We start from the raw sequence: 21979 nt of genomic DNA, 5'->3' as shown, positions 1-21979 counted from the left end.
TAGAATCTGTATTATTATCTTTATACAATATCCTACTCTCTTGACTCTTTCCATTCAACCAGGCTCGGTTGAACTTCCTTTTAACTTAACAGTCTCCCGACCGTTTCGCTACATGATTATCTATTTCTTATAAGAACTTATTCGCCTTTCTATCACAGTCCGGCTATATGTTTTAGCGATTTACATCGCCTTAACTTTTCAATGTTTATACTGAAAATCGCTTTCAGTATTTTTCGCTTTTCAGCGCCCCTTCGTTTTGGGACTGCAAAGGTGCGAACCTTTTTTCAATTTCGCAAATTTTATTTTTTATTTTTTATTTGCGTTTTTCGCCCGCCTTATCACTTTTCTCTCCTCGTTTGCGGGCTGCAAAGATGCAACTTCTTTTAATTTCTGTCAAGTGTTATTTTCACTTATTTTTCAGATTAAATTTCTGTTGCTGAATTTCAAATAACGCCCCCTCTTTTTCTCAAGCGGGCCGCAAAGATACGCAGGTTTTTAGTTTATCCAAACGATTATCAAAAATAATAAATTGTGTACTTGTAACACTTTGCAAATGAGGAAGAAAAAATGAGTGGGCAGTCGCGAAGATAATCAGGAGGCAGCAATTGCTGCTAAAGTTTAAAGCGTAACCTGTTTACTCCTTCTTAAAAAATTGCCTTTATATTTACAGGATTATATTCAATCGCATGGAAAGTTTAGCCGAAAACTATCTCGCAAGCATCAAAAAGCAATTCTGTTACTATAAATCTGTTGGCGACAAGGCTATTGAAAGAGTTAGTGAAGAACAACTGCATTGGAGTTACAATGACGACTCGAATAGTATCGCCGTTATTATAAAGCATATTGCAGGCAATTCTATTTCGCGCTGGACAGATTTTTTAACCAGCGACGGCGAGAAGTCATCCCGTAACCGCGACGATGAGTTTGAAGATACCGCAGTATCAAAAGAAGAATTAACAGCGCTATGGGATGAAGGCTGGGATTGCTTATTCAACGCCATTAACCCGCTTACTGCTGACGACCTGTTACGCACCATATATATCCGTAACGAAGCACATACGGTAGCCGAGGCGATCAACCGGCAATTAGCCCATATCCCCTATCACATAGGGCAGATCGTTTATATTGCAAAAATGGTTTCTACTGACGGATGGCAATCGCTCACCATCCCGAAAGGAAAATCGAAGGAGTTTAACGCGATGAAAAGGTCATAGTTGATGGTTCATAGTTCATAGCCGAAAAATTGCATCCGCCATGAACTATGAACCATCATCCACATGCTATTTAAGCTTAAATACAGTATCCATATTTTCGTTATCGTAGGCGCTCACCTTCATGTCAGTTATTATGCCGGTTTTCAGGCTGTAAACCCAACCGTGCACGCCTAACTTCTGCCCGTTCTTCCACGCATTTTGAACAATCGAGGTCTTGCAGAGATTATAAACGCTTTCAATTACATTCAATTCAACAAACCTGTTCCCCCGCTCAGTAGCATCGTCAATGGAATCCAGTTCCTCCTTGTGCAAACGGTAAACGTCCTTTATATGGCGCAGCCAGTTATCAATTAAGCCGACCTGTTGGTTACCCATTGCCGCTAAAACGCCGCCGCAACCATAATGTCCGGTCACCACCACATGTTTCACCTTCAATACGTTAACAGCATAGTCAAGCACCGAAAGCATATTCATGTCTGAGTGTACTACCATGTTGGCGATATTACGATGCACGAATATTTCGCCTGGGGGCATGTTGGTGATCTGGTTTGCGGGTACGCGGCTGTCTGCACAACCTATCCATAATACCGGCGGAGATTGCCCTGCCGCCAGTTTCTCGAAATACTGAGGGTCGGAGTCTAACGTATCCTTAACAAATTGCTTGTTGCCTTCGAGTAAGCTATGATAAAGCTCATCGGTTGCTTGCTGAAAATTATCTTCTGTTGGGCACATAATGTTTTATGGGTGATGTTAATGTTATTGCAAAAGTATAAAGTTATATCCAAACCGCTGCCGGCAGTCTTATTATCCTGTTAACAGCGGCTAACCGTTCATATTAAACAGTTTTGCCAGCCTGTGCAGCGCCACTTCGGAAATATCATAATATAGTATAGTCAGCAGAATAAGCGGCACAAAGTAAAATATAGTAAAACCTATCATATCAAATGCAAGTCCGCCCAGTACAGCTCCGCCGATATAAAAACCCAAAATAGTTAACCTGATGTATATTTTATTTTTAACCATTGTTGTTTTTTCTGATTTAGGGTGAAACCACTCGGCAATGTCTCCGCCCAGGTCGGTAAACAAACCGGTGAGGTGCGAAGTTTTGATAAGTCCGCCGGATATGATGGAAACCAGGCTGTTTTGCAGGCCCATCGAAAAAATTATGGCGCCGATAACTATTTCACGCTCCAGTTGTGTCTGATCATAAAAGTGATGCCCGTAGATGGCTACAAATAATAACACCACGATTTCGATGATAACCGGCGCCGCGTGCGCTTTGTAATTGCTGGTATGTTTTAGGGATTTTACTATAAAACTCGAAAGGAACGCTCCGAAAAAGAACAGCAGTAACCAAATGAGGAATACAATGATCTCGCGGTAGTTTTGTTCCACAATGTGTTTGGCCAGGTTCGCTACGTGCCCGGTTATATTGGTGGTAAACGCCAAAAAGGCTATCATACCAGCAATATTGGTAACGCCGGACACAAATGCGGTAGATGAAGCCAGCATGAGGTTCTCTTTTAATGTGCGCTCTTCTTTAGCTTGCCTTAACATGGCGGCAAGATAATGCAAACGCGCCTACTGCCCAAATGTTAAATAATGTTATTGCTTTCCGTTAAATATAGCTTTAAGGTATATTTACACATGCTAAAAAATCTATTAGGTATTTTTTTTTGTTTTTTGGGAATAGCGGCAGCCAGTGGCCAGACACTTTTCAGCGGGCGGGTATTGGAAGACAAAACACGTATAGTCTTACGTTCGGTAAGGATTGAAAACTTAAGCAGCAAGCTTAAGACCATAACCGACGACCGAGGCCAGTTTGCGATTGTAGCCAAACCCGGAGACTTATTGGTTTTCAACTCATTTTCTTACCTGCCGGATACCGTGCTGATAACCGATATGCATTCACGCGAAATATTTATGGTGCCAAAAAGTACCATGCTGAACCAGGTAAATGTTACAGAAAGCTCGGGTGCAAAGGTAAATCCAAATGCAGTTCAGTATTACGACCCGCAATTTCATGGGCAGCCGGTAGTTTACACCCGTGATAACAAAATGAATTATACCGGCGGCATTACTATAAGGCTTCATTATTGGTCGAAAGATGAAAAGCAGAAACGAAAGGCTGCCATGTCGGCAAAAGAACGAGAGATAAGCGAACATATCAGCGCTGTGTTTACACCGGCGAACATCAGTCAATACGTCCCTTTAAAAGGTACGGATATGGATGATTTCCTGTTGTTATATACGCCCGACGTAAAAGAATATACCGATAAGCGTTTTGAACTTGTGCCCTACCTGAGCGCCTGTTACCAAAACTGGCAAAGGCTAACTCCGGAACAAAAGAAGGCCGGGAATGTACCATTTGGGAAAGAGCCGGAAAGTAACTGATGGTTTAAAAAGTTGTAATAATTGTAAGGTTGTAGATGTTGTTGAATAGCTGATTTTAAAATCACCGCAACATTTACAATTGTTACAACCAATCACTTTCTTTTGGCGCTATCTGCTTTTGCCTTTGCCCTGTTTTTAAAAAAGCCCTTTAACAAGAAATTATGCTGAGCAGCCTCCAGGTCATCATTTAGTTTAATAGAGCTTTGTTGCAGATAATTCAGCGTACTGCGGATCTGGTCAGCAGCTTTGGGGTCGTTTAGCAAAACGCCTACTGCATTATCCTTGGCATTAAGGCGGCTGCTTGCTTTATTTAAGTTTTCGGTGAGGGTTGATGCACTTGCTGCGGCCTGCTGTAATTGAATGACCGAAGCCTTGATGCGGTTGAACACCACGGTATCCGTCAGCACCTGATCAGCAAAGCCCCCTTTGGTGTTCATCTTCTGGCTGAATGCATCCAGCTGAACCGCAAGATGTGCCGCACTTGACGTAGCCGCCTGCAGGTTAGCCATGGAGCGGCGCAATTGTTCTCCCATCAGGCTATCGGCCAGCAAGGTGCCTACGGTACCTTTACCCTGTAATATTTTATGGCTTAACAGCTTAAAATCACTGGTGATGGCCAGCAGGTTTTGATTGTTGCTCTGCAGGGTTTTCATAATATCGTCAGTCGAGGTAATTTTTTCCGCCTCTAAAACAGCTCCATTTTCAATTTGCGGCGCCTGTGGGTTACCCCCATCTATTACAATGAGTTTGTTGCCTATAAACCCGTCAGACCCGATACGAACGCCTGCATTGCGGTGGATATATTGCTGAACATTTTGGTCTATCTTCATCCGCACATCAACCTGCGAAGTACCAACGAAATGAATGTTGGTTATGGTACCCACTTTAACGCCCGAGAACCAAACATCATTCCCTTTTTTTAAGCCGGCCACATCATCAAATATGGCGCTTATGGTTATGCTCCTGGCAAAACTTTTCTGTTCGCCACCAAGGGTAAATACCCCGATCATAAATATAATGAGGCCCAGCGATAAAAATATCCCAACTATTATTGCCCTTCTGTTTTCTGTTGCAGCCATGATATGTGCGTAAAATCTATTGTATAAAGTTGTAGTCGTAAAATGGTTTTACCCGTTCGTCGTTCGTATCGAACACCTCATCGAAAGTGCCTACCCGCCTGAATTGTCCGTCGAGCAGCATTGCCACCCGATCGCCCGTTTCCTTTGCACAGGTAAGGTCGTGCGTAATGATGATAGATGAGGTATGATATTGCTGCTGTACCTGGTTAATCAGCTCGTTGATGTCGGTGCAGGTAATCGGATCGAGGCCCGCTGTAGGCTCGTCATACAGCATAATTTCGGGGTTCAGTATAAGCGTGCGTGCAATGCCTATACGTTTACGCTGCCCGCCCGACAGTTCAGACGGCATCTGGTTAATGGCCTGTAACAGCCCAACAGACTCCAATACCTCGTGGACAGCTTTATCTATTTCTTTCCTCGTGATGCCTTTGCGGTTGCGCACTAACGGAAATTCCAGATTCTTCCGCACGGTCATGCTATCATACAAAGCACTGTTCTGAAATGAAAAACCAATGCGGATACGAAGTTCCTGCAACTCTTTATCGCTTATTTCAGTAACCTCTTTTCCCAGTACATTTATAGTTCCGGCATCGGGTTTTAACAAACCCGAAACCAATTTTATCAAAACCGATTTACCGGTGCCCGAGCGGCCCAGCACCACCAGGTTTTCGCCCTGGAAAAGGTCGAGGTCGATACCCCGCAACACGGCATAGTCCTCAAAGGCTTTTTTTACCCCGCGTATTTTTATCACCGGGTTATTGTAGTCGATATGTGCTTTGGGTTTCTGCATAAAAATCAACGGAAATTACCGGTTATCTGCACTATTATTACTTCTTCTATAAATACCAGGAACATGGCTGTTACTACGGCGCCATTTGCAGCTTTGCCTACGCCTTCAGTTCCTTTATTTGAATAATACCCCTGGTAGCAACCTACAATACCTATAGTAAAGCCAAATACTATAGATTTAATGAGCGATGCGGTAAAATCCAGGAACTCCAGCGGCTTAAACACCTCCTGCATAAACGCACTCCAGCTGGTACCTTCGTTTTGCGCAACATTCAGGTAGCCGCCAAAAAGGGCGATAAAACCTGTATAGGTAGCAAGAATAGGGATAGTAATAGTGGTGGCCAGCACCCTGGTGCAAACCAAAAATTTAAATGGCTTGGTACCGGATACTTCCATCGCGTCTATTTGCTCAGTAACCCGCATGGAGCTTAATTCAGCACCGATGCTCGATCCAACTTTCCCCGAGGCTATTAATGCGGTAACCAATGGGGCCAATGCGCGCATTATAGCTATGGAAACCAACTTGGGTATCCATGATTGTGCGCCAAATTCGAGCAGCGACGGACGGGATTGCTTGGTAAATATAAACCCGACAATAAAACCTGTTACCGTTATCAGCGTAAACGAACGCACCCCAACTTCGTAACATTGCCTTACAATCTCCTTAAATTCAAACGGCGCAACAAAGGCCTCCCGAAAAAAACGGAGGATAAAAAGATGGATATTGTAGACGCTTTTAAAGAAATCGGAAAGTTTCCGGCTTAACTTCGAGCGTTTTTTTGTTACGGCGGGCGATGTGCTGTTGGCTTGCTCCATTAATTGCGATAGTAATAAATACCGTTTTTTCACTGACACTACAAACAACCGTGCAGGATGTTTGGTAATCAAAAATGACGGCCGGCTTTAAGAATTTTCAATCAATTTTATAAAGCCTGGAAGTCCCCGGCAAAATGTAATAAAGTATTACAGCTATTACCGGGTAAATTATTAAGTAAGTGTAAATTAAACCATTCAAAAATATGCAAGGGTTAAACTTAAATTAAGAAATGTAAAATAACGCCATACCCTACTTCTTAATTCAAATTACTTTTGACATACATTTTTTAATAACCAATTAGTTTTGCTAATAAAACAAACAGGCGCCGGCAAAGTTAAAACATTATTTCTTGTCATGTTTGCAGGCGAACAACCATCGTTCCATAGCTGTTGAAACCATGTTTCAATTTTGGGTGCAAACCTAAGGCTTAATTACTGCAAAAAGTATATTTCAGTTTGAAATTTACATCCATAAATTGTAAATTTTGCTACCGGCGCTGTTCATACACCTGTCTGGCAGGCTTTTCAAACACCCAAAACAATCGTTTCAATCACATCCTTTGGTATGGCAACGGGTTACTTCATAACTCATAACAGTCTTTAGCGGCTTCAATAATATTATACCCGGGGTTCACATTTCAGCATTTATTTGCTACCTTGCATTAGCCTATAATTAAATTCGGAACAATGGAATTTTTAAAGACAATATGGGATGAGATCACCGGATTTTTTAGCTTCGGTGGTTTATACGATATATTGAAATCTGGCAATTACGCCGATTTGTTAACCTATCATGGCGTAACCCAGATCCTCGCTCCTTTTATACCTGTAGTGCTCGTTCTCGAGATCATCAGGGCAGCGTTTTTTAAGCGCTTCAAGGTTATCGACTATAAAATTTCATTTTTCACTTATGTTTTAAATGCGTTTGCTGGCCGCGTTATTTCAATTGGGCTGGTAGTGTTTTGCATCAAATATTTTGGCAGGTTCGCCATCATGAAAACCGACTTTACATGGTATTGGTTTATTTATAGCTATATCATCTGGGAATTTTCGCATTTTATTTATCATTACCTGGCACATAAAGTACGTATCCTGTGGTGTCTCCATTCTACCCACCACGCGCCGGCAAACATGAACCTTTCGGTAACTTACGCGCACTTTTTCCTGGAAGGACCTTATGCTGATTTTATCCGTACTACCATCTGTATTTTGCTTGGGGTTAACCCGGCAGTGCTGTTTGTAATTATGTTTGTAGATGGTACCTGGGGCGGATTTATCCATATCGGTGAAAATATTTACAAGGATGGCCGCTTCGGTTTTCTTAATAATATCCTGCTTACCCCATCGCATCATAGGGTACATCATGCGAAAAATCCGTTGTATATGGATACCAACTTTTGCAACCTGCTGAACATTTGGGATAAAGTATTTAAAACCTATCAGCCCGAGGATAAAAGTATCGCTATAGAATACGGCATTACCCGCCCGATGAAACCACATAGCTTTCTGGATGCTTATTTCGGAGAAATCGTCGCTTTAGCAAAGGACGTTTACAGAGCTCCCGGCATTGTGAACAAGTTTCTTTACATCGTTATGCCTCCGGGCTGGAGCCATACCGGTGATCATAAGACCTCTGCTGTGGTTAGAAAGAAATATTTTGAGGAAGAAAACAAAGAGCAAATAAAACCTTCGGCCCAATTGGCGGAGGCATAGTAATTAACCTGCCTGCATTTTATACAGTTTCCTTATTATGCTGATCTGCCCCCGGTGATAGATCTCATCTTCGGCCATGTGGTATAACACCCAGGCAAGGTTGCAGCCCGTTTCTTCATCATAATCTTCTATACGACGGGTAAAGTCTTCGTGATTAAGTTTAGCCAGGGCGCTTAGCATTAGCTCCCTTGATTCGGTAAGTTGGTTGATATACACTTCGAATGGCTGTTTGTTAATCAGTTTGGGCAGGTGTATGCCCATATCAAGCGCCGGCAGCAACTGAGCGTTTTCCTCATCAGTTAGTTTTCTGCCTTCAACAAACTCTATCCTGAAATAGTTCTCGATAGCTATAATGTGAGCCAGCAAAGCGCCAATGGTATTCCAGCCATCCTGGTATTGCCAGTCCAGTTCAGGTACAGACAAGTTTTTAAGTGATAGAATGGTAGTTGTACGCGTGTCCTGCAGGATGCCGCATATATAATCCAGCGAGTGGTCTGCCAGTTGGCCGAATTTGATATGCAATGTTCTTTTTAGCATATTGATTTCTCTGGAGATGTATTGCTATGGCTGTAGAAAAAAGCGGCGGCCCGTGCAATTCCCTTACTTCGTAGGGTGGATGGAGGGGTTTCGCGAACTATTCATTCCAACCATCCAAGGTCAAAACCCTTAGGAAGCTTTATAGTGCTGTTATTTTTTATGATTTTCAGGTATCAAAACTTCAACTTACCTTAACACCTCCTGCATATGAGAAACCCCACTTTCTATTCCTTATACAATTTGGTTCAACACCAAAACCCCTGCCAGGCCGATAAGCGAGACCATAGTCTCCATCATTGTCCAGGAGCGGATGGTATCTTTGATAGATAAGTTAAAATATTCCTTAAACAGCCAGAAGCCGCCGTCATTAAGGTGTGAGCAGGCCAGGCTGCCCGCGCCTACGGCAAGCACCATCAGGTTTGGGTTAATTGTCGGGTCTTTCGTCACCATAGTTGAAACAATACCTGCTGCAGTTAAACCTGCCACTGTGGCCGAACCCAGGCTTATCCGAATAATAGCGGCAATCAACCAGCCTAAGATCAGCGGCTGCATGTGGAAACTCTTTAAAACGTCGGCTATCTGATTATTCGCGCCGCTGTCGGTAAGCACAGCCTTGAACGCGCCGGAGCCGCCTACTATCAGCAAAATAAGCGACACGTCTTTTATGGCATGACTGTATATACCGCCAAGCTCTTTCATGGTTTTGCCTTGTTTTAGCCCCAGCGTAAATGTTGCCACAATAAGCGATGTAAGCATTACAATCGGCGTTTCGCCAATGAAGGCAATAAGTTTGTGAATAGTATTTTCGCTATGGTCGATGTTGAGATATAATGTGGTTCCCATTATCAGCATAACCGGTAATAGTGCGGTAAAAAAACTGGTAAATGCACTGGGCAGCTTATCATCGGGAATTTCATCAGCCATAAAGGTTTTTAGCGGCTGTGAATCAATTTTTTTAAGTGTCCGGGCGAAAACTGGACCCGCCAGCGTGATAGCAGGAATGGCCAGTATAATACCATACATTAATGTTGTCCCCATATTAGCGTTAAACTTAAGAACAAGTGCAGATGGAGACGGGTGCGGCGGTAAAAAACCGTGCGTTACCGATAAGGCCGCGAGCATAGGCAAGCCAATAAATACCGGGTGCAGCTTGTATTTATAAACAACCGAAAATATGAGAGGTACCATTAACACGAAACCTGTTTCGTAAAACAATGGTATACCTATAATAAAACCTGCAACTACCAACGCCCATTGTATGTATTTTACACCGAAGCCATTCACCAGTACTTCGGCAATTTTTTGGGCTGCACCGCTGGCAGCTACCAGTTTGCCTATCATGGCGCCAACGCATATAATAACAGATATGGCGCCAAGCGTTTCGCCCAATCCGCGCTGTACAGATTTGGTAACCGAATTAAGCGGGATACCCAGCAACAGCCCCGCTGTAATTGAAACGATAAGAAAAGCTACGAAAGGGTTTACCTTTATCCAGCTAACTAATAAAACCAGCAGGATAATGCAGAAGAGAATAGTAAGTAAAATCATGGGTTCTCGCAGGTTTACAACAGCGTTAAAAATGCAGTTGCGGCTTATGCAACTAAAGTAGCAACATTATTCGGATTTGAAATTTTTGCGCGACAAAAACTTTGTACTTTCGCAATGCCATGACCCGCAAACGTTACATCTTTCTCGTACTGATATTAGGCTCGCTTACGGCCCTCGGGCCTTTTTCTATCGATATGTACTTGCCCGGTTTCCCGGCCATTGCAAAAACACTGCATACAACCACGGCACAGGTGTCCCTCACTCTGTCGGGTTACTTTATTGGTATTTCGGTGGGTCAGCTTTTATATGGGCCGCTGCTCGACAGGTTTGGGCGCAGAAACCCATTATACTTCGGCCTGGGCTTATATATCGTGGCATCCATATGCTGTTTTTTTGTACAGTCTATCGAACAACTTATTGTACTCCGGTTTTTTCAGGCAGTGGGTAGCTGTGCAGCGTCGGTTGCCGCGATCACTACCGTCCGCGATGTTTTCCCGGTGAAAGATAATGCACGGGTGTTTGCACTGCTGATATTGGTATTAAGCGTTTCGCCCATGCTGGCGCCAACTATCGGCGGCTATGTAACCACCTACTGGGGCTGGCGGTTTATATTTTTGATATTAACCTGTATAGCTGTGTTAATGCTGCTTATGGTAATTTTCTTTTTGCCCGAAAATTACCGGCCTGATAAATCCTATTCGCTAAAGCCCCTGCCGATTATCAATAGTTTTTGGTCGGTAATGAAGCAGCCGCAATTTTATACTTACGCTTTGTGCGGCGCCACGGCATTTTCTTGTTTGTATACCTACCTGGCCTCATCGCCAATCGTATTTATGGAACTGTACCATGTAAAAAGCCAGGTTTACGGCTGGATATTTGCACTGTTGGCTGCCGGATACATTGGCTCGAGCCAGCTTAATGGGGTACTTACCCGGAAGTATCAGAGCGAGCAAATCGTAAAATTCAGCCTGCCCGCATTGGCCGTGGTAACGCTTTCTTTTTTAGCCGGTTCAGCAGCTAACGTACTTGGCCTTTACGGAACCATCATCATGGTATTTTTGCTGCTGTGCATGGTAGGCATTACCTATCCCAACACCTCGGCATTATCGCTGGCGCCGTTCGCAAAAAATACCGGCACTGCGGCCTCGCTTATGGGGGCGCTGCAAATGTCGGCGGGTACACTGGTATCTGTATTGGTAAGCCTTTATAAAAGCCACAGTACCATCCCTATGTCCGGCCTTATGGCCACGGCCGCGCTGCTTGCCCTTCTTATCTTAACAGCCGGCCGGAAAAACATTACTAAGCCTGCCGGCACCAAAGCTGACGATAGTGCGGGAGTTCATTAATTCCCCTTTTAGGGGGTTAGGGGGCTTAACTTCCCAATACCTCGTCAATTATTCCAAACTCCTTCGCTTCCGAGGCGATCATCCAAAAGTCGCGGTCGGACACTTTATGGATAGTGTCATATTCCTGACCGGTGTGTTTTACGTAGATCTGGTATAGTTCCTTTTGCACTTTTAAAACTTGTTTAGCAGTTATTTCAATGTCGGATGCCGGGCCTTGTACGCCGCCGAGAGGTTGATGCATCATAATGCGCGAATGCGTTAAGGCAGCCCGTTTGCCCGCTGCACCCGCACACAGCAAAACCGAAGCCATAGAAGCGGCCATTCCAGTACAAATTGTCGCCACATCCGGGCCGATCAGCTGCATCGTATCGTAAATACCAAACCCGGCATACACCGAGCCGCCAGGTGAGTTAATATACATCTGTATATCTTTTTTTGCGTCGATAGATTGGAGGAACAATAGCTGTGCTTGTATGATGTTAGCAACATTATCATCAACAGCGCTGCCAAGGAATATGATGCGGTCCATCATCAGGCGCGAGAATACATCCATTTGCGATACGCGCAGCTCGCGCTCTTCCATAATATAAGGCGTTTGGGCTACAAGTACGCTACTGTTCTCGACGGCAGAAATGTAGTTATCAAGCGGCTGGGTTTTTACATAGCAGTGGCCCGCCGCGAATTTGCGGAATTCATTTTTATCGGTATTCATAAGATTATTGGGTTATCGTTTGCGGAAGATTCGCATTATTCTCTCACTAAAGCTTTTATGTTTAGCGGTGTTAAATAACGTTTGATGAACAGCTTCAATTTCCTGCCTTAATTGCTTTCGGCCATAACGCTTAACCATATCATAGGCGGTCTTTTGCCAATACAGCTTGTCGGCCAGCTCATCATCAAGTAATAACCTCGCCTCGAAAACCAGCGCATCTCCAGGCGAAGTTTGCTTCAGCAGGTGCGCCTCTATTTGTTCTGTTTCAGTTAAGGAAGTCCTCATAGGTCAATAATTTTTGTTTAATGTTTTCCCTAACCTTTTCCAGGCATTTATATTTCTGTACGGTTGCTGATCGCACGCCGGAGAAGCCAAACAATTTGGCAGCCTCGCTAAGCGGCGTTTGGTCGTAATAAAAGGACCTGAGCAGCTGCATGCATTTTGCCCCGGCAGTTTCCAAAAAGTGCATCAGGCGCGATTCAGAATAGTTATCTCCCGGCACGTCATCCGTCAGGTCGACGCCATCCAATGTAGCATGTAGGGCATTTTCCTTAAACCGGTGCAGCCACAAATGTTTGCTTATGCCAAGCAGGTAAGCTTTCTCGTTCGTGTTCAGCCTGGTCGCCCCCGCTTTGGCTTTTTCATAATAGATTACCAGCGCATCCTGGAAAATATCCTTTGCTTCATCAAATGTGCCCCCCATCTTGCTTACGTGTCGGGCCACAGCTGGAAAAGTGCTTTTATATAGCGTAATAAAAAGCTTTTCTCTTGCCTCGGGCGTGCTTATTGAAGTGTTATTATCAAACATTTATCCTGCTTTTTATTATCAAGTGCAGTTTTGGGGACAACTATCACCATTTATTTATAACAATATATCGAGACACTAAATATTCTTTTGCTTTAACAAATCTCTAAGCTCATCAACTTTTGGTAATGCTTTTTCCAGGGCCTTAGGAATCTTCTTCGTTAAATTATATTCAGCTACCCCAATAGGTTTATTAACTATTCGTAATGCATACTCCACTTCTAAATTATCTTTCTCCGCACATAGTAATATTCCAATTGAAGGATTTTCATTCGGTTGTTTAACGTTATTGTCTAAAATTTCCAAATAAAAATTTAACTGCGCGGCGTGTGAAGGTTCAAATTTTCCAACCTTCAATTCTACGGCGATCATGCATTGTAAAAACCTATGATAAAATAACAGGTCTATAAAATATTCATTGTCTCCTAACCGAATTTTATATTGATTTCCCATATAAGTAAAACCGTAACCCATCATCAGTAACGTATCTCTTACATGTTCGATCATTTTATTCTCTAGTTCCTTTTCTTTAACGGGGCCATTAACACCTAGAAACTCGAGATTATATTCGCTTTTCATGGCCTCTTCGGCTTGCTCAGCTAGATGTGCCGGAAGTGCCGATTTAAAATTGTGGGTTTTGCCTGCTGCTAAACTTGCTTTATAAGTATCGGCTTTGATGAAATTTAGTAAAACATTTCTACTCCAGCCATTTATCGATGTTTGTTTAATATAATACTCCGCTTCTTCTATCTGCTCAATCTTATTAAGTATCAGTAAATGATGCCCCCAGGGAATTTCTGCGACAAGCTGTCGCAGATTTACATGCGGAGAATATCGTTCATATAACCTACGCATGTCCCAAAGGTTTCTTGCGGAAAAGCCTTTATTACCGGGGAACGTGTTTTGTAAATCTTTTGCTAACTGTTGCACTATCGCTTTTCCCCAGCCATATTGATTTTGACGTTCAATGATTTTTTCACCAACTGTATAATAAAATTTAACTAATTCACGATTAACAGCGTGGGCTACATGAATTTTACGAAGTTCAAACTCCCGTTTTATTTCTATTAATAATTTCTGATAGTTTTCCTCCACGTCAATATTATAATTGGTTAATCAGGTTGGATAATATTAATTTCATCTACTCTTTCACCGCCGTCACCCTCGAACTCTCGCTGCCCTTCGTCTCAAACGTAATCTCCGTAGTACTTGCTTTGGTAATATAAAATGCATAGCTGCGCGCAGATCCGTCCGGTAATTTCTCATTCAGCTGAATTTTATCACCATCGGCAATAAACTTACCCTGAGATAATGGCTTGCCATCCCATGAAATTACAAAAGAGCTGTCCTTCGAAAACTCTACCGACGCACGATGCTGTTTCAGCTCTTCAGCCGCCATGTCCGGGCGGTCTCCGTTGGGGTGGTCAATTTTAAAATAATCCCATTTGCCGTAAAGACCGCCAGAATTTACCGATGGTTTGCAGCTTAAAATCAGGGAAACCGGAATAAAAATAACCGGTAATTTTATCTTCATCATATTGACAACTAAGTTAAAGTATTAAATAAAATTTCGTTTATTTGTTTTAAGTGTTATTTTTACAATTATTAAACCGATTATGTCATGAAGAAAATCTTTACCCTACTTCTCGCCTGTGCGTCGTTTGCGGCATATAGCCAGCAGGAAACCGCAAGTTTGGCTGTTAGCAACAATTCAAAGCTTATTGTAAGTAAATTTATCCAGGGCCAGTTTGCCGAACATTTGGGTCATGGTATTTATGGCGGGTTTTGGGTAGATAAAGATATGCCGGTTGAAAAACAGGACCGCATTCGCCTGGATATTGTCAATGCGCTTAAAAAAATAAAGATCCCGAGCCTGCGCTGGCCCGGGGGCTGCTTTGCAGATGAATACCACTGGCGCGATGGTATCGGCCCGCGTGAGCAGCGTCCTAAAATGGTAAATACCAACTGGGGCGGCACTACTGAAGACAACAGCTTTGGCACGCATGAATTTCTGCAACTGTGCAGCCTGCTGGGCACCGAACCTTACATAGCTGCCAACGTTGGCAGTGGCACTGTTGAGGAAATGAGCAAATGGATTGAGTACACCAACTCCAACAGCAGCAGCACTATCGCCGAATTGCGCAAGAAAAACGGCCACCCCGACCCATACAAGGTTACTTTTTGGGGCATCGGCAACGAAAGCTGGGGCTGCGGCGGCAACATGACCCCCGAATTTTACTCCGACCAGTACAAACGTTATGCCGCATTCGCAAAAAATTATCCGGGCGCACCGCTTAAAAAGATAGCCAGCGGGCCTAATTCCGACGATTATAACTGGACAGAGGTTATCATGAAAAATATTCCGGATTGGGATATGTGGGGCATATCGCTGCATTATTATACCGTTCCTACCGGAAACTGGGGCCATAAAGGCTCGGCAACCAGCTTTACGGAAGATGAGTATATGGAGACCATGATGAGATGCCTGAAAATGGAAGAACTGGTTACCAAACACTCGGCCATTATGGATAAATACGATCCCAAGAAGCATGTGGCGCTGGTGGTTGACGAATGGGGCGTATGGACCGACGTAGAGCCGGGCACCAATCCGGGCTTTTTATACCAGCAAAACAGCATGCGCGATGCGTTGATTGCTGCAACCAACCTGAATATTTTCAATAATCACTGCGACAGGGTAAGGGCTGCCGCGCTGGCACAAACCATCAATGTATTGCAGTCGCTTATTTTAACTGATAAAGAAAAAATGCTGCTTACGCCTACCTATCATGTTTTCGATATGTACAAGGTTCACCAGGATGCCAAATACCTGCCGGTTCAGTTAATTACACCTGATTATGTAATCGGCGATAAAAAAATACCGGCTGTAAATGTATCTGCCTCGCAGGATGCCGCCGGCAAAGTGCATATCTCATTCGCCAATCTCGATTTGCATAACGACATCAAAACCAGCATCAGCTTAAAAGATATTAAATGGAGCAAGGTAAGCGGGCAAGTACTTACGTCAGCCAATATTACCGATATCAATACTTTTGATAAACCAAACACCGTAAGCCTTAAAGATTTTAAAGGTGCAAAAAAGGACGGCGATAATTTGGTGGTTGTACTGCCGGCAAAATCTGTAGTGACGGTAGAGTTGGATTGATACCTGCACGCTGTAATAATTTGTCAATTGCGAGCGAAGCACGGCAACCTCGTCGTCATACATGTCGCACATACATAGGCAACGAGGTTGCTTCGTCGCGCCTCCCCGCAATGACAAAATTTTACGAACGATCAGTTAGACTTGCCCCAGGATAATTTTTCCCGCCCGTAATTATCCTAACTTTGCCCCCATGAAAACCAAGCTCGACATCAACTCCTGGGCGCGTAAAGAACATTTCAATTTTTTTAAAAACTTTAACGAACCCTTTTACGGCGTTTGCGTACGGGTTGATTGTACAGCAGCCTATAACGCCGCTAAAGAAAAAGGCGTGTCGTTTTACCTGTACACTCTTTATAAAGCGTTGAAGGCAGCCCAAATAGTGGAGCCGTTACGCTACAGAATTGAGGGTGAAGATGTGATTATTTATGACCATATTCATGCGGCATCAACCATTCCGCGCAGTAATGGTACGTTCGGCTTTTCATATATCTATTATAAGGATTCTTTTGACGATTTTATTGAATCTGCCAAACAGGAGGTTGAGCGCGTGCAGAATTCAAACACTTTAGATAAAGCCACACGATGGGATTTAATAAGGTTTTCCTCGCTGCCATGGATTGACTTCACCTCTATCTCCCACGCACGTATGTTTTCATTCGAAGACAGCGCGCCAAGCATTTCCTTCGGTAAGATGACAGAAATGGAGGGAAAACGAACCATGCCGATGTCGCTCCATGTACATCACGCCCTGGTTGACGGTTTACATTTAGGGCAGTATATAGATTGTTTCCAGGAGTTGATGAATAAACGCATCTGATAAATATGCCCGATAGACCCATATATTCCTGAAAATATCGTATTTAAAGATGAGCTTTCAGCATGATCAACCAATACTTTAATCAACCTTCCCTGCCCTTTTGCGCATCTTTTCCTCTGCCTGTTTCACTTCGTCTTTCTCGCTCAAAGGTAAGTCAGTTTTGAGTTCATTACGGCGGCTGGCATTTGTCAGTGATTCTTTCTTTTCGCCAGTTTTTTTGATGGGAGTTTTCATGGCTTTGTGTATTGATATGTATTAAATCAACCTGCGCATTTCAATAATTGTTTAGGATTGTTAAAATATTTATTTGACTGTGCGCTTAAAGGGTACTGGTAATTGCAGGGGTATTTAAAAATATATCATATTTTTTGTAACAACCCGCCACTGGTATACTCTAAATATCACTTAACAGCTAAGGAACGCAAGTTAATGCTGAAAGTTCTCGTAAAAGCCCGCACCTCAAGGGCCATGTTTTTTTAAAAATCTAAATTTTAATTCAAAAAATGAACCCAATGATTGTTTCATTATGGTGGGTATTGCCCGTCATAATTATTCTTGTAATGTACAAATTTGTTTTGCGCGTATTCTTCGGTATGATCATCGTACCCGACGACCGCATAGGCCTGGTGGTTAAAAAATATGCGCTCTCCGGCAGCAAACGCCTGCCCGACGGCCGCATTATCGCCACCAATGGCGAGGCAGGTATGCAGGCCAAAGCCCTCGCTCCCGGTTTGTATTGGGGTATGTGGCCATGGCAATATGCTATCACCATGGAGCAGTTTACCATTATCGAGCAGGGCAAACTGGGCCTGGTAAAGGCTAAAGACGGCGCCTCAATGGACACCGGCCGTGTGCTGGGTAAGCCGGTAGATTGCGATAAGTTCCAGGATACCATCGCATTCCTGGATAACAAGGGCCAAAAAGGTCCGCAGGCCGCTTTCTTAACGCCGGGCAGTTACCGTATAAATACTTTTATGTTCGAGGTTGTGGCCGTGCCGGTTACACAGATACACGAAAATAAAGTTGGCATTGTTACCACGCTGGATGGAGAGCCGCTTGAAAAAGGCGAGATAGCCGGAGAATCGGTAGCCGGGCATAAAAACTACCAGGACCCAATGGCGTTCATCACTGCAGGAGGCCGCAAGGGCTTGCAGGAAGATGTTATATTGGCCGGTACCTATTACCTTAACCCCTGGTTTGTAAAGGTTGAGGAGGTAGATATGCTATACATTCCTATTGGGTATGTAGGCGTGGTCAACTCATTTGTCGGCCCTGAAGGTAAAGACACCAGCGGCGAAAACTTTAAGCATGGTAACATAGTCAACCGGGGCGAAAAAGGTGTTTGGGAAGAACCGCTTGACCCTGGTAAGCACCCGGTAAACATTTATACCCATGCGGTGGAAGTGGTGCCAACAACCAATATCGTGCTGAACTGGGCCGATAGCCGCACGGAAGCGCACGAACTGGACAAAAACCTGTGTACTATTACTGTGCGTTCATCCGACGGTTTTACCTTTAATCTTGACGTGTCGCAGATCATCCACGTTCCCCGTAACGAAGCGCCAAAGGTTATCGCCCGTTTCGGGAAGATGAAGAACCTGATCTCGCAGGTGCTGGAGCCAACCATTGCCAACTACTTCCGTAACTCGGCACAAAAAAGCGACGTTATCGGCTTCCTGGGCAACCGTGTGCAAAGGCAGAATGACGCAAAGGATCATATCAGCCATGTGCTGAATACCTATAACGTTATCGGCGTAGATACACTGATAGGCGACATTGTGCCGCCAGCCGCGCTGATGAAAACCCTTACCGACCGTAAGCTGGCTGAAGAGGAAAAGGTTACTTACGAGATACAACGCCATGCGCAGATAGAACGTAAGGAATTTGAGAGCGCCAAAGCGGGCGCCGACATGCAGCCTGAGGTTGTTAAATCAACCCGCCAGGTAGAAATTAACACGCAGACAGCCGCATCAAGGGTTGCTATGTCAAAAGGCGAGGCTGAGGCTAAAACTATCAACGCTAAAGCTGATGCTGAAGTAAGGATCACCATAGCTAAGGCAGATGCCGAGGCCAAAACTATTAACGCCAAAGCGGATGCGAATGCAACCGAACTGAACGGTAATGCTGAAGCTGCTAAGATAAAGGCGATAGGTCTTTCTGAAGCTGAAGTTACCAAGCAGAAGACGGAAGCTATGGGTACTGAGCAATACGCGATAGTCCGTGTAGCTGAAGCTTTAGCTGCACACGGTATCAAATTGGTACCTGATATCCTGGTAAGCGGAAAAGATGGCGGAAATGGCGGGATGATTGATGCCTTAATCGGCTCTGAAATGTTCAAAAAACTACAGTTGAGCAATGAGGCTGAATTAACCAAACCTGCGGATATTAGATCTGCAAAACCTGAAGAAGGCAAATAATTATCTAAACTTTCAAACTTGCGAAGTTTCCCAAACTTCGCAAGTTTATAATTTCCCGTGGTCAATTCTACGAATCAATTCCAAACAAGCCCTGCTGTTATGGTAGGGGCATTTCCAAAACCCGGCCTTATCCTCGTCTTTCATTATTCGTCCGGTTTCGCCAATACCCCAGAACCATTCGCCGTTGTGCTTATCAATGATGCCGTTCTTTATAAAACCCCAGCTTTTAAGCGCGATATTTAAATACTTGGTATCGCCGGTTACCTGCCAGCTATTAAAAAATCCCACCATTGCCTCGGCCTGTACCCACCAGTGTTTTTCCTTTACAAGATGATGATCTTGTGGTTCATACTCATACCATAAACCGCCGTCATCATCCAGGGCGGCAGTGGTCGCCTGGGCCATTATTGGGATTAGTCGTTTTATTTTTTCGATAGCTTCACTATATTCTATTACTTCTGCCGCTTCCAGCAGAAGCCAGGTAGCTTCGATATCATGTCCGTAGGAGATTAGCCCGCCTTTGGAATTCCAGTGCTCGTCAAAAAACAGGTTGAGATGATGGGTTTCTTTATTAATAAAATAATCGAAGAAGTTATTGAGCAGAATACTGATGTGCTTTCTTAACAATCCATCAGGCCAGATGCGATAAAGGTTAGTGAAACCCTCCAGCACATGCAGGTGTGTGTTCATTGTTTTCTTTTCGTTCGCATCTTTCGCGCTCAGGCGCAGGTCATCAACGGGCTGCCAGTCTTGGGTAAATGCTTCGAAATAGCCGGTCTTTACCGGGTCGTATGCTTTTTCGGCAAGTAAATTAAAAAGTTCAATTGCTGTTTGCCTGGCTTCGTCATTTTTGCTTGCTCGATAATATTCGCTCAAGCCATAAATAGTAAATGCCATAGCATAAACCTGTTTTTTGGTATCCAGCGGCTGTCCTTCATAGTCAACCGACCAATAAACACCGCCAAATGATTTATCTATAAAGTTATCGATAATATATTTATAGGCCCTGTCTGCCATCTGCCGGTACAACGATCCAGGTTGATGATTGTAAGCTGCGGAAAACGTCCAAAGTATCCGGGCATTTAATACGGAACCTTTCGGAGCATCACCGGTAACCTGGTTATTGTTATCTATTTTTCCGTAAAAGCCGCCGTTGATATCGTCAGGAGCGTTTGTGGCCCACCAGTTGAGTATGGAGGATAACTCGTTGGTAAGCTCTTGTTTAAATATGTGCAGATGTTGATACTCCATAAGATTCCTGATTTATAAAATTTGTTCATTGCGAGACGAAGTGCGAAGCAGCGCCCTCGCCCTAAATTCAGACAGATAAGTCATAAATTGCATGACGGATAAGTATAGTGACGAGGCGCCACCCTGCGCTTGCAATCACAAAACTCACTAAAGCTTTTGATTACACCTTCGCCCTTATTCTTAAATTCCTCTCAATCAATTCATAAAGTGTGCTCACGGATGCGGCAGAGCGCAACCCATCCGCCGGTGTGTTCATTACATAATCTAAAAGCTTATCAACAGTTGTAGTGGCGACGTGCATACGTGTATCCGAAGATGCGTAATAGATAAACACCCGGCCGTCATCATCCTTAATCCAGCCATTGCAAAAAACCACGTTGGATACATCGCCAATGCGCTCTTCGCCCTCGGGCGCCAGCAAATAACCTGCAGGCTTACACAGCACTTTGGTTAAATCATATAAATCAGTCATAAACATATACAATACATAGCGCAAACCAGCGGCAGTATTCCGAACACCATGCGCCAAATGCAGCCAGCCTTTTTCTGTTTTGATTGGAGCAGGCCCCTGCCCGTTTTTGGCTTCATAAACGGTATGATAGATTTTGTTGTCGATAATGAATTCTTCATCAACCCGGGCATTTTCCATTGAATCGCTTAAACCGAAGCCTATGCCACCTCCTGTACCCGCACTGATAAAGCCATCCTGCGGACGGGTGTATAACGCATATTTTCCATCAACAAATTCCGGGTGCAGCACTACATTGCGCTGCTGGGGAGAATTGGTGATCAAATCCGGCAGGCGGTACCATTTTACAAGGTCTTTAGTGCGGGCAATGCCACAAGCGGCTATGGCCATGCTTTGATCGTAGCCTGGTGCTTCAGGGTCGCGGCGCTCAGTGCAGAACAGGCCGTAAATCCAGCCGTCTTCGTGTGCGGTTAAACGCATATCGTAAACGTTTGTATCGGGTTCGGCCGTTTCGGGCATTGCTACCGGTTTGTCCCAAAAAGTAAAATTGCTGATACCGTCCGGACTTTCTGCTACTGCAAAGAATGATTTACGGTCTGCGCCCTCAACGCGTGCCACCAATAAGTACTTGTCATTCAGCTTTATTGCACCTGCATTAAAAGCCGCATTGATACCGAAGCGCTCCATCAGGTGAGGATTGGTTTCCGGGTTCAAATCATAACGCCAAAAAAGCGGAGTATGACCCGCCGTTAAAACCGGGTTAACATACCTGTCGAATACGCCATTGCCGATGCCTGCAATTTTGTTGGTTTTCTTTATTAGCTGCAGGTGTTCAATTTCCAGCAGGTTAAGTCGTTTCTCAAAGTCGGTAGTCATGTTTTTGTTTCTTTAGTAGCTTTTTTCAACATC

At 44.0% G+C, this 21979-nt stretch carries 22 protein-coding genes; 7 read left to right on the top strand and 15 right to left on the bottom strand.

Annotated features, from left to right (window positions below; translation table 11 throughout):
- The first annotated feature begins 686 nt into the window (after window positions 1-686).
- Complete coding sequence (locus Q3W13_RS20205) at window positions 687-1214, top strand: DUF1572 family protein (RefSeq protein WP_302866941.1); 528 nt, start codon at window positions 687-689, stop codon at window positions 1212-1214.
- Window positions 1215-1280: 66 nt separating this feature from the next.
- On the opposite strand, the gene can is transcribed toward Q3W13_RS20205, so the two are convergent.
- Window positions 1281-1946, bottom strand: a complete 666-nt coding sequence (gene can, locus Q3W13_RS20200) for a carbonate dehydratase (RefSeq protein ID WP_302866939.1) — start codon at window positions 1944-1946, stop codon at window positions 1281-1283.
- Between the two features lie 90 nt (window positions 1947-2036).
- Entirely contained in the window at window positions 2037-2771 is a 735-nt protein-coding gene (locus Q3W13_RS20195; RefSeq protein WP_302866937.1) for a YoaK family protein, read from the bottom strand.
- Window positions 2772-2861: 90 nt separating this feature from the next.
- On the opposite strand from Q3W13_RS20195, the gene Q3W13_RS20190 reads away from it, so the two are divergent.
- Window positions 2862-3608: a hypothetical protein gene (locus tag Q3W13_RS20190; RefSeq protein ID WP_302866935.1), complete on the top strand. Its 747-nt coding sequence runs from the start codon at window positions 2862-2864 to the stop codon at window positions 3606-3608.
- A 92-nt stretch (window positions 3609-3700) separates the two neighbouring features.
- On the opposite strand, the gene Q3W13_RS20185 is transcribed toward Q3W13_RS20190, so the two are convergent.
- From Q3W13_RS20185 to Q3W13_RS20175, 3 genes are read right to left on the bottom strand one after another with little or no spacing between them, the layout of a single operon-like run.
- Window positions 3701-4687 carry an MlaD family protein gene (locus Q3W13_RS20185; protein WP_302866933.1) on the bottom strand — a complete coding sequence of 329 codons (987 nt, stop codon included), beginning with the start codon at window positions 4685-4687 and terminating at the stop codon, window positions 3701-3703.
- A gap of 16 nt (window positions 4688-4703) precedes the next feature.
- The gene (locus Q3W13_RS20180; protein WP_302866931.1) at window positions 4704-5477 is read right to left on the bottom strand and encodes an ABC transporter ATP-binding protein; all 774 of its coding nucleotides are present in this window, start codon (window positions 5475-5477) and stop codon (window positions 4704-4706) included.
- Window positions 5478-5482: 5 nt separating this feature from the next.
- Complete coding sequence (locus Q3W13_RS20175; RefSeq protein ID WP_302866929.1) at window positions 5483-6292, bottom strand: ABC transporter permease; 810 nt, start codon at window positions 6290-6292, stop codon at window positions 5483-5485.
- Between the two features lie 687 nt (window positions 6293-6979).
- Here Q3W13_RS20175 and Q3W13_RS20170 point away from each other — a divergent pair.
- Entirely contained in the window at window positions 6980-8005 is a 1026-nt protein-coding gene (locus Q3W13_RS20170; RefSeq protein ID WP_302866927.1) for a sterol desaturase family protein, read from the top strand.
- A gap of 3 nt (window positions 8006-8008) precedes the next feature.
- On the opposite strand, the gene Q3W13_RS20165 is transcribed toward Q3W13_RS20170, so the two are convergent.
- A complete protein-coding gene (locus tag Q3W13_RS20165; protein ID WP_302866925.1) occupies window positions 8009-8542 on the bottom strand; it encodes a DinB family protein in 534 nt (177 codons plus the stop codon).
- A 231-nt stretch (window positions 8543-8773) separates the two neighbouring features.
- Complete coding sequence (locus Q3W13_RS20160) at window positions 8774-10090, bottom strand: gluconate:H+ symporter (RefSeq protein ID WP_302866924.1); 1317 nt, start codon at window positions 10088-10090, stop codon at window positions 8774-8776.
- 119 nt (window positions 10091-10209) lie between these two features.
- Between Q3W13_RS20160 and Q3W13_RS20155 the strand changes: the two genes are divergently transcribed.
- Window positions 10210-11436: a multidrug effflux MFS transporter gene (locus Q3W13_RS20155; protein WP_302866921.1), complete on the top strand. Its 1227-nt coding sequence runs from the start codon at window positions 10210-10212 to the stop codon at window positions 11434-11436.
- Between the two features lie 25 nt (window positions 11437-11461).
- On the opposite strand, the gene Q3W13_RS20150 is transcribed toward Q3W13_RS20155, so the two are convergent.
- The 5 genes from Q3W13_RS20150 to Q3W13_RS20130 all read right to left on the bottom strand — a co-directional run bounded on the left by Q3W13_RS20150 (window position 11462) and on the right by Q3W13_RS20130 (window position 14490).
- Window positions 11462-12148 (bottom strand): ClpP family protease, encoded by a 687-nt coding sequence (locus Q3W13_RS20150; protein ID WP_302866920.1) that lies wholly within the window; start codon window positions 12146-12148, stop codon window positions 11462-11464.
- Between the two features lie 12 nt (window positions 12149-12160).
- On the bottom strand, window positions 12161-12433 hold the full coding sequence (locus Q3W13_RS20145; protein WP_302866918.1) for a hypothetical protein: 273 nt from the start codon (window positions 12431-12433) through the stop codon (window positions 12161-12163).
- Window positions 12414-12956, bottom strand: coding sequence for an RNA polymerase sigma factor (locus Q3W13_RS20140; protein ID WP_302866916.1), 543 nt, complete (start codon window positions 12954-12956; stop codon window positions 12414-12416). The genes Q3W13_RS20145 and Q3W13_RS20140 overlap by 20 nt, the downstream gene beginning before the upstream one ends.
- A 75-nt stretch (window positions 12957-13031) precedes the next feature.
- Complete coding sequence (locus Q3W13_RS20135; protein WP_302866913.1) at window positions 13032-14048, bottom strand: YhcG family protein; 1017 nt, start codon at window positions 14046-14048, stop codon at window positions 13032-13034.
- 46 nt (window positions 14049-14094) lie between these two features.
- Window positions 14095-14490, bottom strand: a complete 396-nt coding sequence (locus Q3W13_RS20130; RefSeq protein WP_302866911.1) for a hypothetical protein — start codon at window positions 14488-14490, stop codon at window positions 14095-14097.
- An 84-nt stretch (window positions 14491-14574) separates the two neighbouring features.
- Here Q3W13_RS20130 and Q3W13_RS20125 point away from each other — a divergent pair, with 84 nt between their 5' ends.
- Window positions 14575-16116, top strand: coding sequence for an alpha-N-arabinofuranosidase (locus Q3W13_RS20125; RefSeq protein WP_302866910.1), 1542 nt, complete (start codon window positions 14575-14577; stop codon window positions 16114-16116).
- Window positions 16117-16306: 190 nt separating this feature from the next.
- Complete coding sequence (locus tag Q3W13_RS20120) at window positions 16307-16933, top strand: chloramphenicol acetyltransferase (RefSeq protein ID WP_302866908.1); 627 nt, start codon at window positions 16307-16309, stop codon at window positions 16931-16933.
- 78 nt (window positions 16934-17011) lie between these two features.
- Here Q3W13_RS20120 and Q3W13_RS20115 read toward each other — a convergent pair whose 3' ends face one another.
- Complete coding sequence (locus Q3W13_RS20115) at window positions 17012-17167, bottom strand: hypothetical protein (protein WP_302866907.1); 156 nt, start codon at window positions 17165-17167, stop codon at window positions 17012-17014.
- Window positions 17168-17445: 278 nt separating this feature from the next.
- Between Q3W13_RS20115 and Q3W13_RS20110 the strand changes: the two genes are divergently transcribed.
- Window positions 17446-19350, top strand: coding sequence for an SPFH domain-containing protein (locus Q3W13_RS20110; RefSeq protein ID WP_302866904.1), 1905 nt, complete (start codon window positions 17446-17448; stop codon window positions 19348-19350).
- A gap of 45 nt (window positions 19351-19395) precedes the next feature.
- On the opposite strand, the gene Q3W13_RS20105 is transcribed toward Q3W13_RS20110, so the two are convergent.
- Both Q3W13_RS20105 and Q3W13_RS20100 read right to left on the bottom strand, forming a co-directional pair.
- The gene (locus tag Q3W13_RS20105; RefSeq protein WP_302866902.1) at window positions 19396-20601 is read right to left on the bottom strand and encodes an AGE family epimerase/isomerase; all 1206 of its coding nucleotides are present in this window, start codon (window positions 20599-20601) and stop codon (window positions 19396-19398) included.
- 160 nt (window positions 20602-20761) lie between these two features.
- A complete protein-coding gene (locus Q3W13_RS20100; protein WP_302866900.1) occupies window positions 20762-21946 on the bottom strand; it encodes a glycosidase in 1185 nt (394 codons plus the stop codon).
- Window positions 21947-21979: the final 33 nt, after the last annotated feature.

This window comes from Mucilaginibacter sp. L3T2-6 (assembly GCF_030519355.1).
Taxonomy (GTDB): domain Bacteria; phylum Bacteroidota; class Bacteroidia; order Sphingobacteriales; family Sphingobacteriaceae; genus Mucilaginibacter.
This window is presented reverse-complemented; position numbering and strand designations above follow the sequence as displayed.

What these genes read in the sequence shown, in the direction of transcription:
- Q3W13_RS20205 (WP_302866941.1), top strand. Translation starts at nt 687, where the DNA reads ATGGAAAGTTTAGCCGAAAACTATCTCGCAAGCATCAAAAAGCAATTC.
- can (WP_302866939.1), bottom strand. Translation starts at nt 1,946, where the DNA reads ATGTGCCCAACAGAAGATAATTTTCAGCAAGCAACCGATGAGCTTTAT.
- Q3W13_RS20195 (WP_302866937.1), bottom strand. Translation starts at nt 2,771, where the DNA reads ATGTTAAGGCAAGCTAAAGAAGAGCGCACATTAAAAGAGAACCTCATG.
- Q3W13_RS20190 (WP_302866935.1), top strand. Translation starts at nt 2,862, where the DNA reads ATGCTAAAAAATCTATTAGGTATTTTTTTTTGTTTTTTGGGAATAGCG.
- Q3W13_RS20185 (WP_302866933.1), bottom strand. Translation starts at nt 4,687, where the DNA reads ATGGCTGCAACAGAAAACAGAAGGGCAATAATAGTTGGGATATTTTTA.
- Q3W13_RS20180 (WP_302866931.1), bottom strand. Translation starts at nt 5,477, where the DNA reads ATGCAGAAACCCAAAGCACATATCGACTACAATAACCCGGTGATAAAA.
- Q3W13_RS20175 (WP_302866929.1), bottom strand. Translation starts at nt 6,292, where the DNA reads ATGGAGCAAGCCAACAGCACATCGCCCGCCGTAACAAAAAAACGCTCG.
- Q3W13_RS20170 (WP_302866927.1), top strand. Translation starts at nt 6,980, where the DNA reads ATGGAATTTTTAAAGACAATATGGGATGAGATCACCGGATTTTTTAGC.
- Q3W13_RS20165 (WP_302866925.1), bottom strand. Translation starts at nt 8,542, where the DNA reads ATGCTAAAAAGAACATTGCATATCAAATTCGGCCAACTGGCAGACCAC.
- Q3W13_RS20160 (WP_302866924.1), bottom strand. Translation starts at nt 10,090, where the DNA reads ATGATTTTACTTACTATTCTCTTCTGCATTATCCTGCTGGTTTTATTA.
- Q3W13_RS20155 (WP_302866921.1), top strand. Translation starts at nt 10,210, where the DNA reads ATGACCCGCAAACGTTACATCTTTCTCGTACTGATATTAGGCTCGCTT.
- Q3W13_RS20150 (WP_302866920.1), bottom strand. Translation starts at nt 12,148, where the DNA reads ATGAATACCGATAAAAATGAATTCCGCAAATTCGCGGCGGGCCACTGC.
- Q3W13_RS20145 (WP_302866918.1), bottom strand. Translation starts at nt 12,433, where the DNA reads ATGAGGACTTCCTTAACTGAAACAGAACAAATAGAGGCGCACCTGCTG.
- Q3W13_RS20140 (WP_302866916.1), bottom strand. Translation starts at nt 12,956, where the DNA reads ATGTTTGATAATAACACTTCAATAAGCACGCCCGAGGCAAGAGAAAAG.
- Q3W13_RS20130 (WP_302866911.1), bottom strand. Translation starts at nt 14,490, where the DNA reads ATGATGAAGATAAAATTACCGGTTATTTTTATTCCGGTTTCCCTGATT.
- Q3W13_RS20125 (WP_302866910.1), top strand. Translation starts at nt 14,575, where the DNA reads ATGAAGAAAATCTTTACCCTACTTCTCGCCTGTGCGTCGTTTGCGGCA.
- Q3W13_RS20120 (WP_302866908.1), top strand. Translation starts at nt 16,307, where the DNA reads ATGAAAACCAAGCTCGACATCAACTCCTGGGCGCGTAAAGAACATTTC.
- Q3W13_RS20115 (WP_302866907.1), bottom strand. Translation starts at nt 17,167, where the DNA reads ATGAAAACTCCCATCAAAAAAACTGGCGAAAAGAAAGAATCACTGACA.
- Q3W13_RS20110 (WP_302866904.1), top strand. Translation starts at nt 17,446, where the DNA reads ATGATTGTTTCATTATGGTGGGTATTGCCCGTCATAATTATTCTTGTA.
- Q3W13_RS20105 (WP_302866902.1), bottom strand. Translation starts at nt 20,601, where the DNA reads ATGGAGTATCAACATCTGCACATATTTAAACAAGAGCTTACCAACGAG.
- Q3W13_RS20100 (WP_302866900.1), bottom strand. Translation starts at nt 21,946, where the DNA reads ATGACTACCGACTTTGAGAAACGACTTAACCTGCTGGAAATTGAACAC.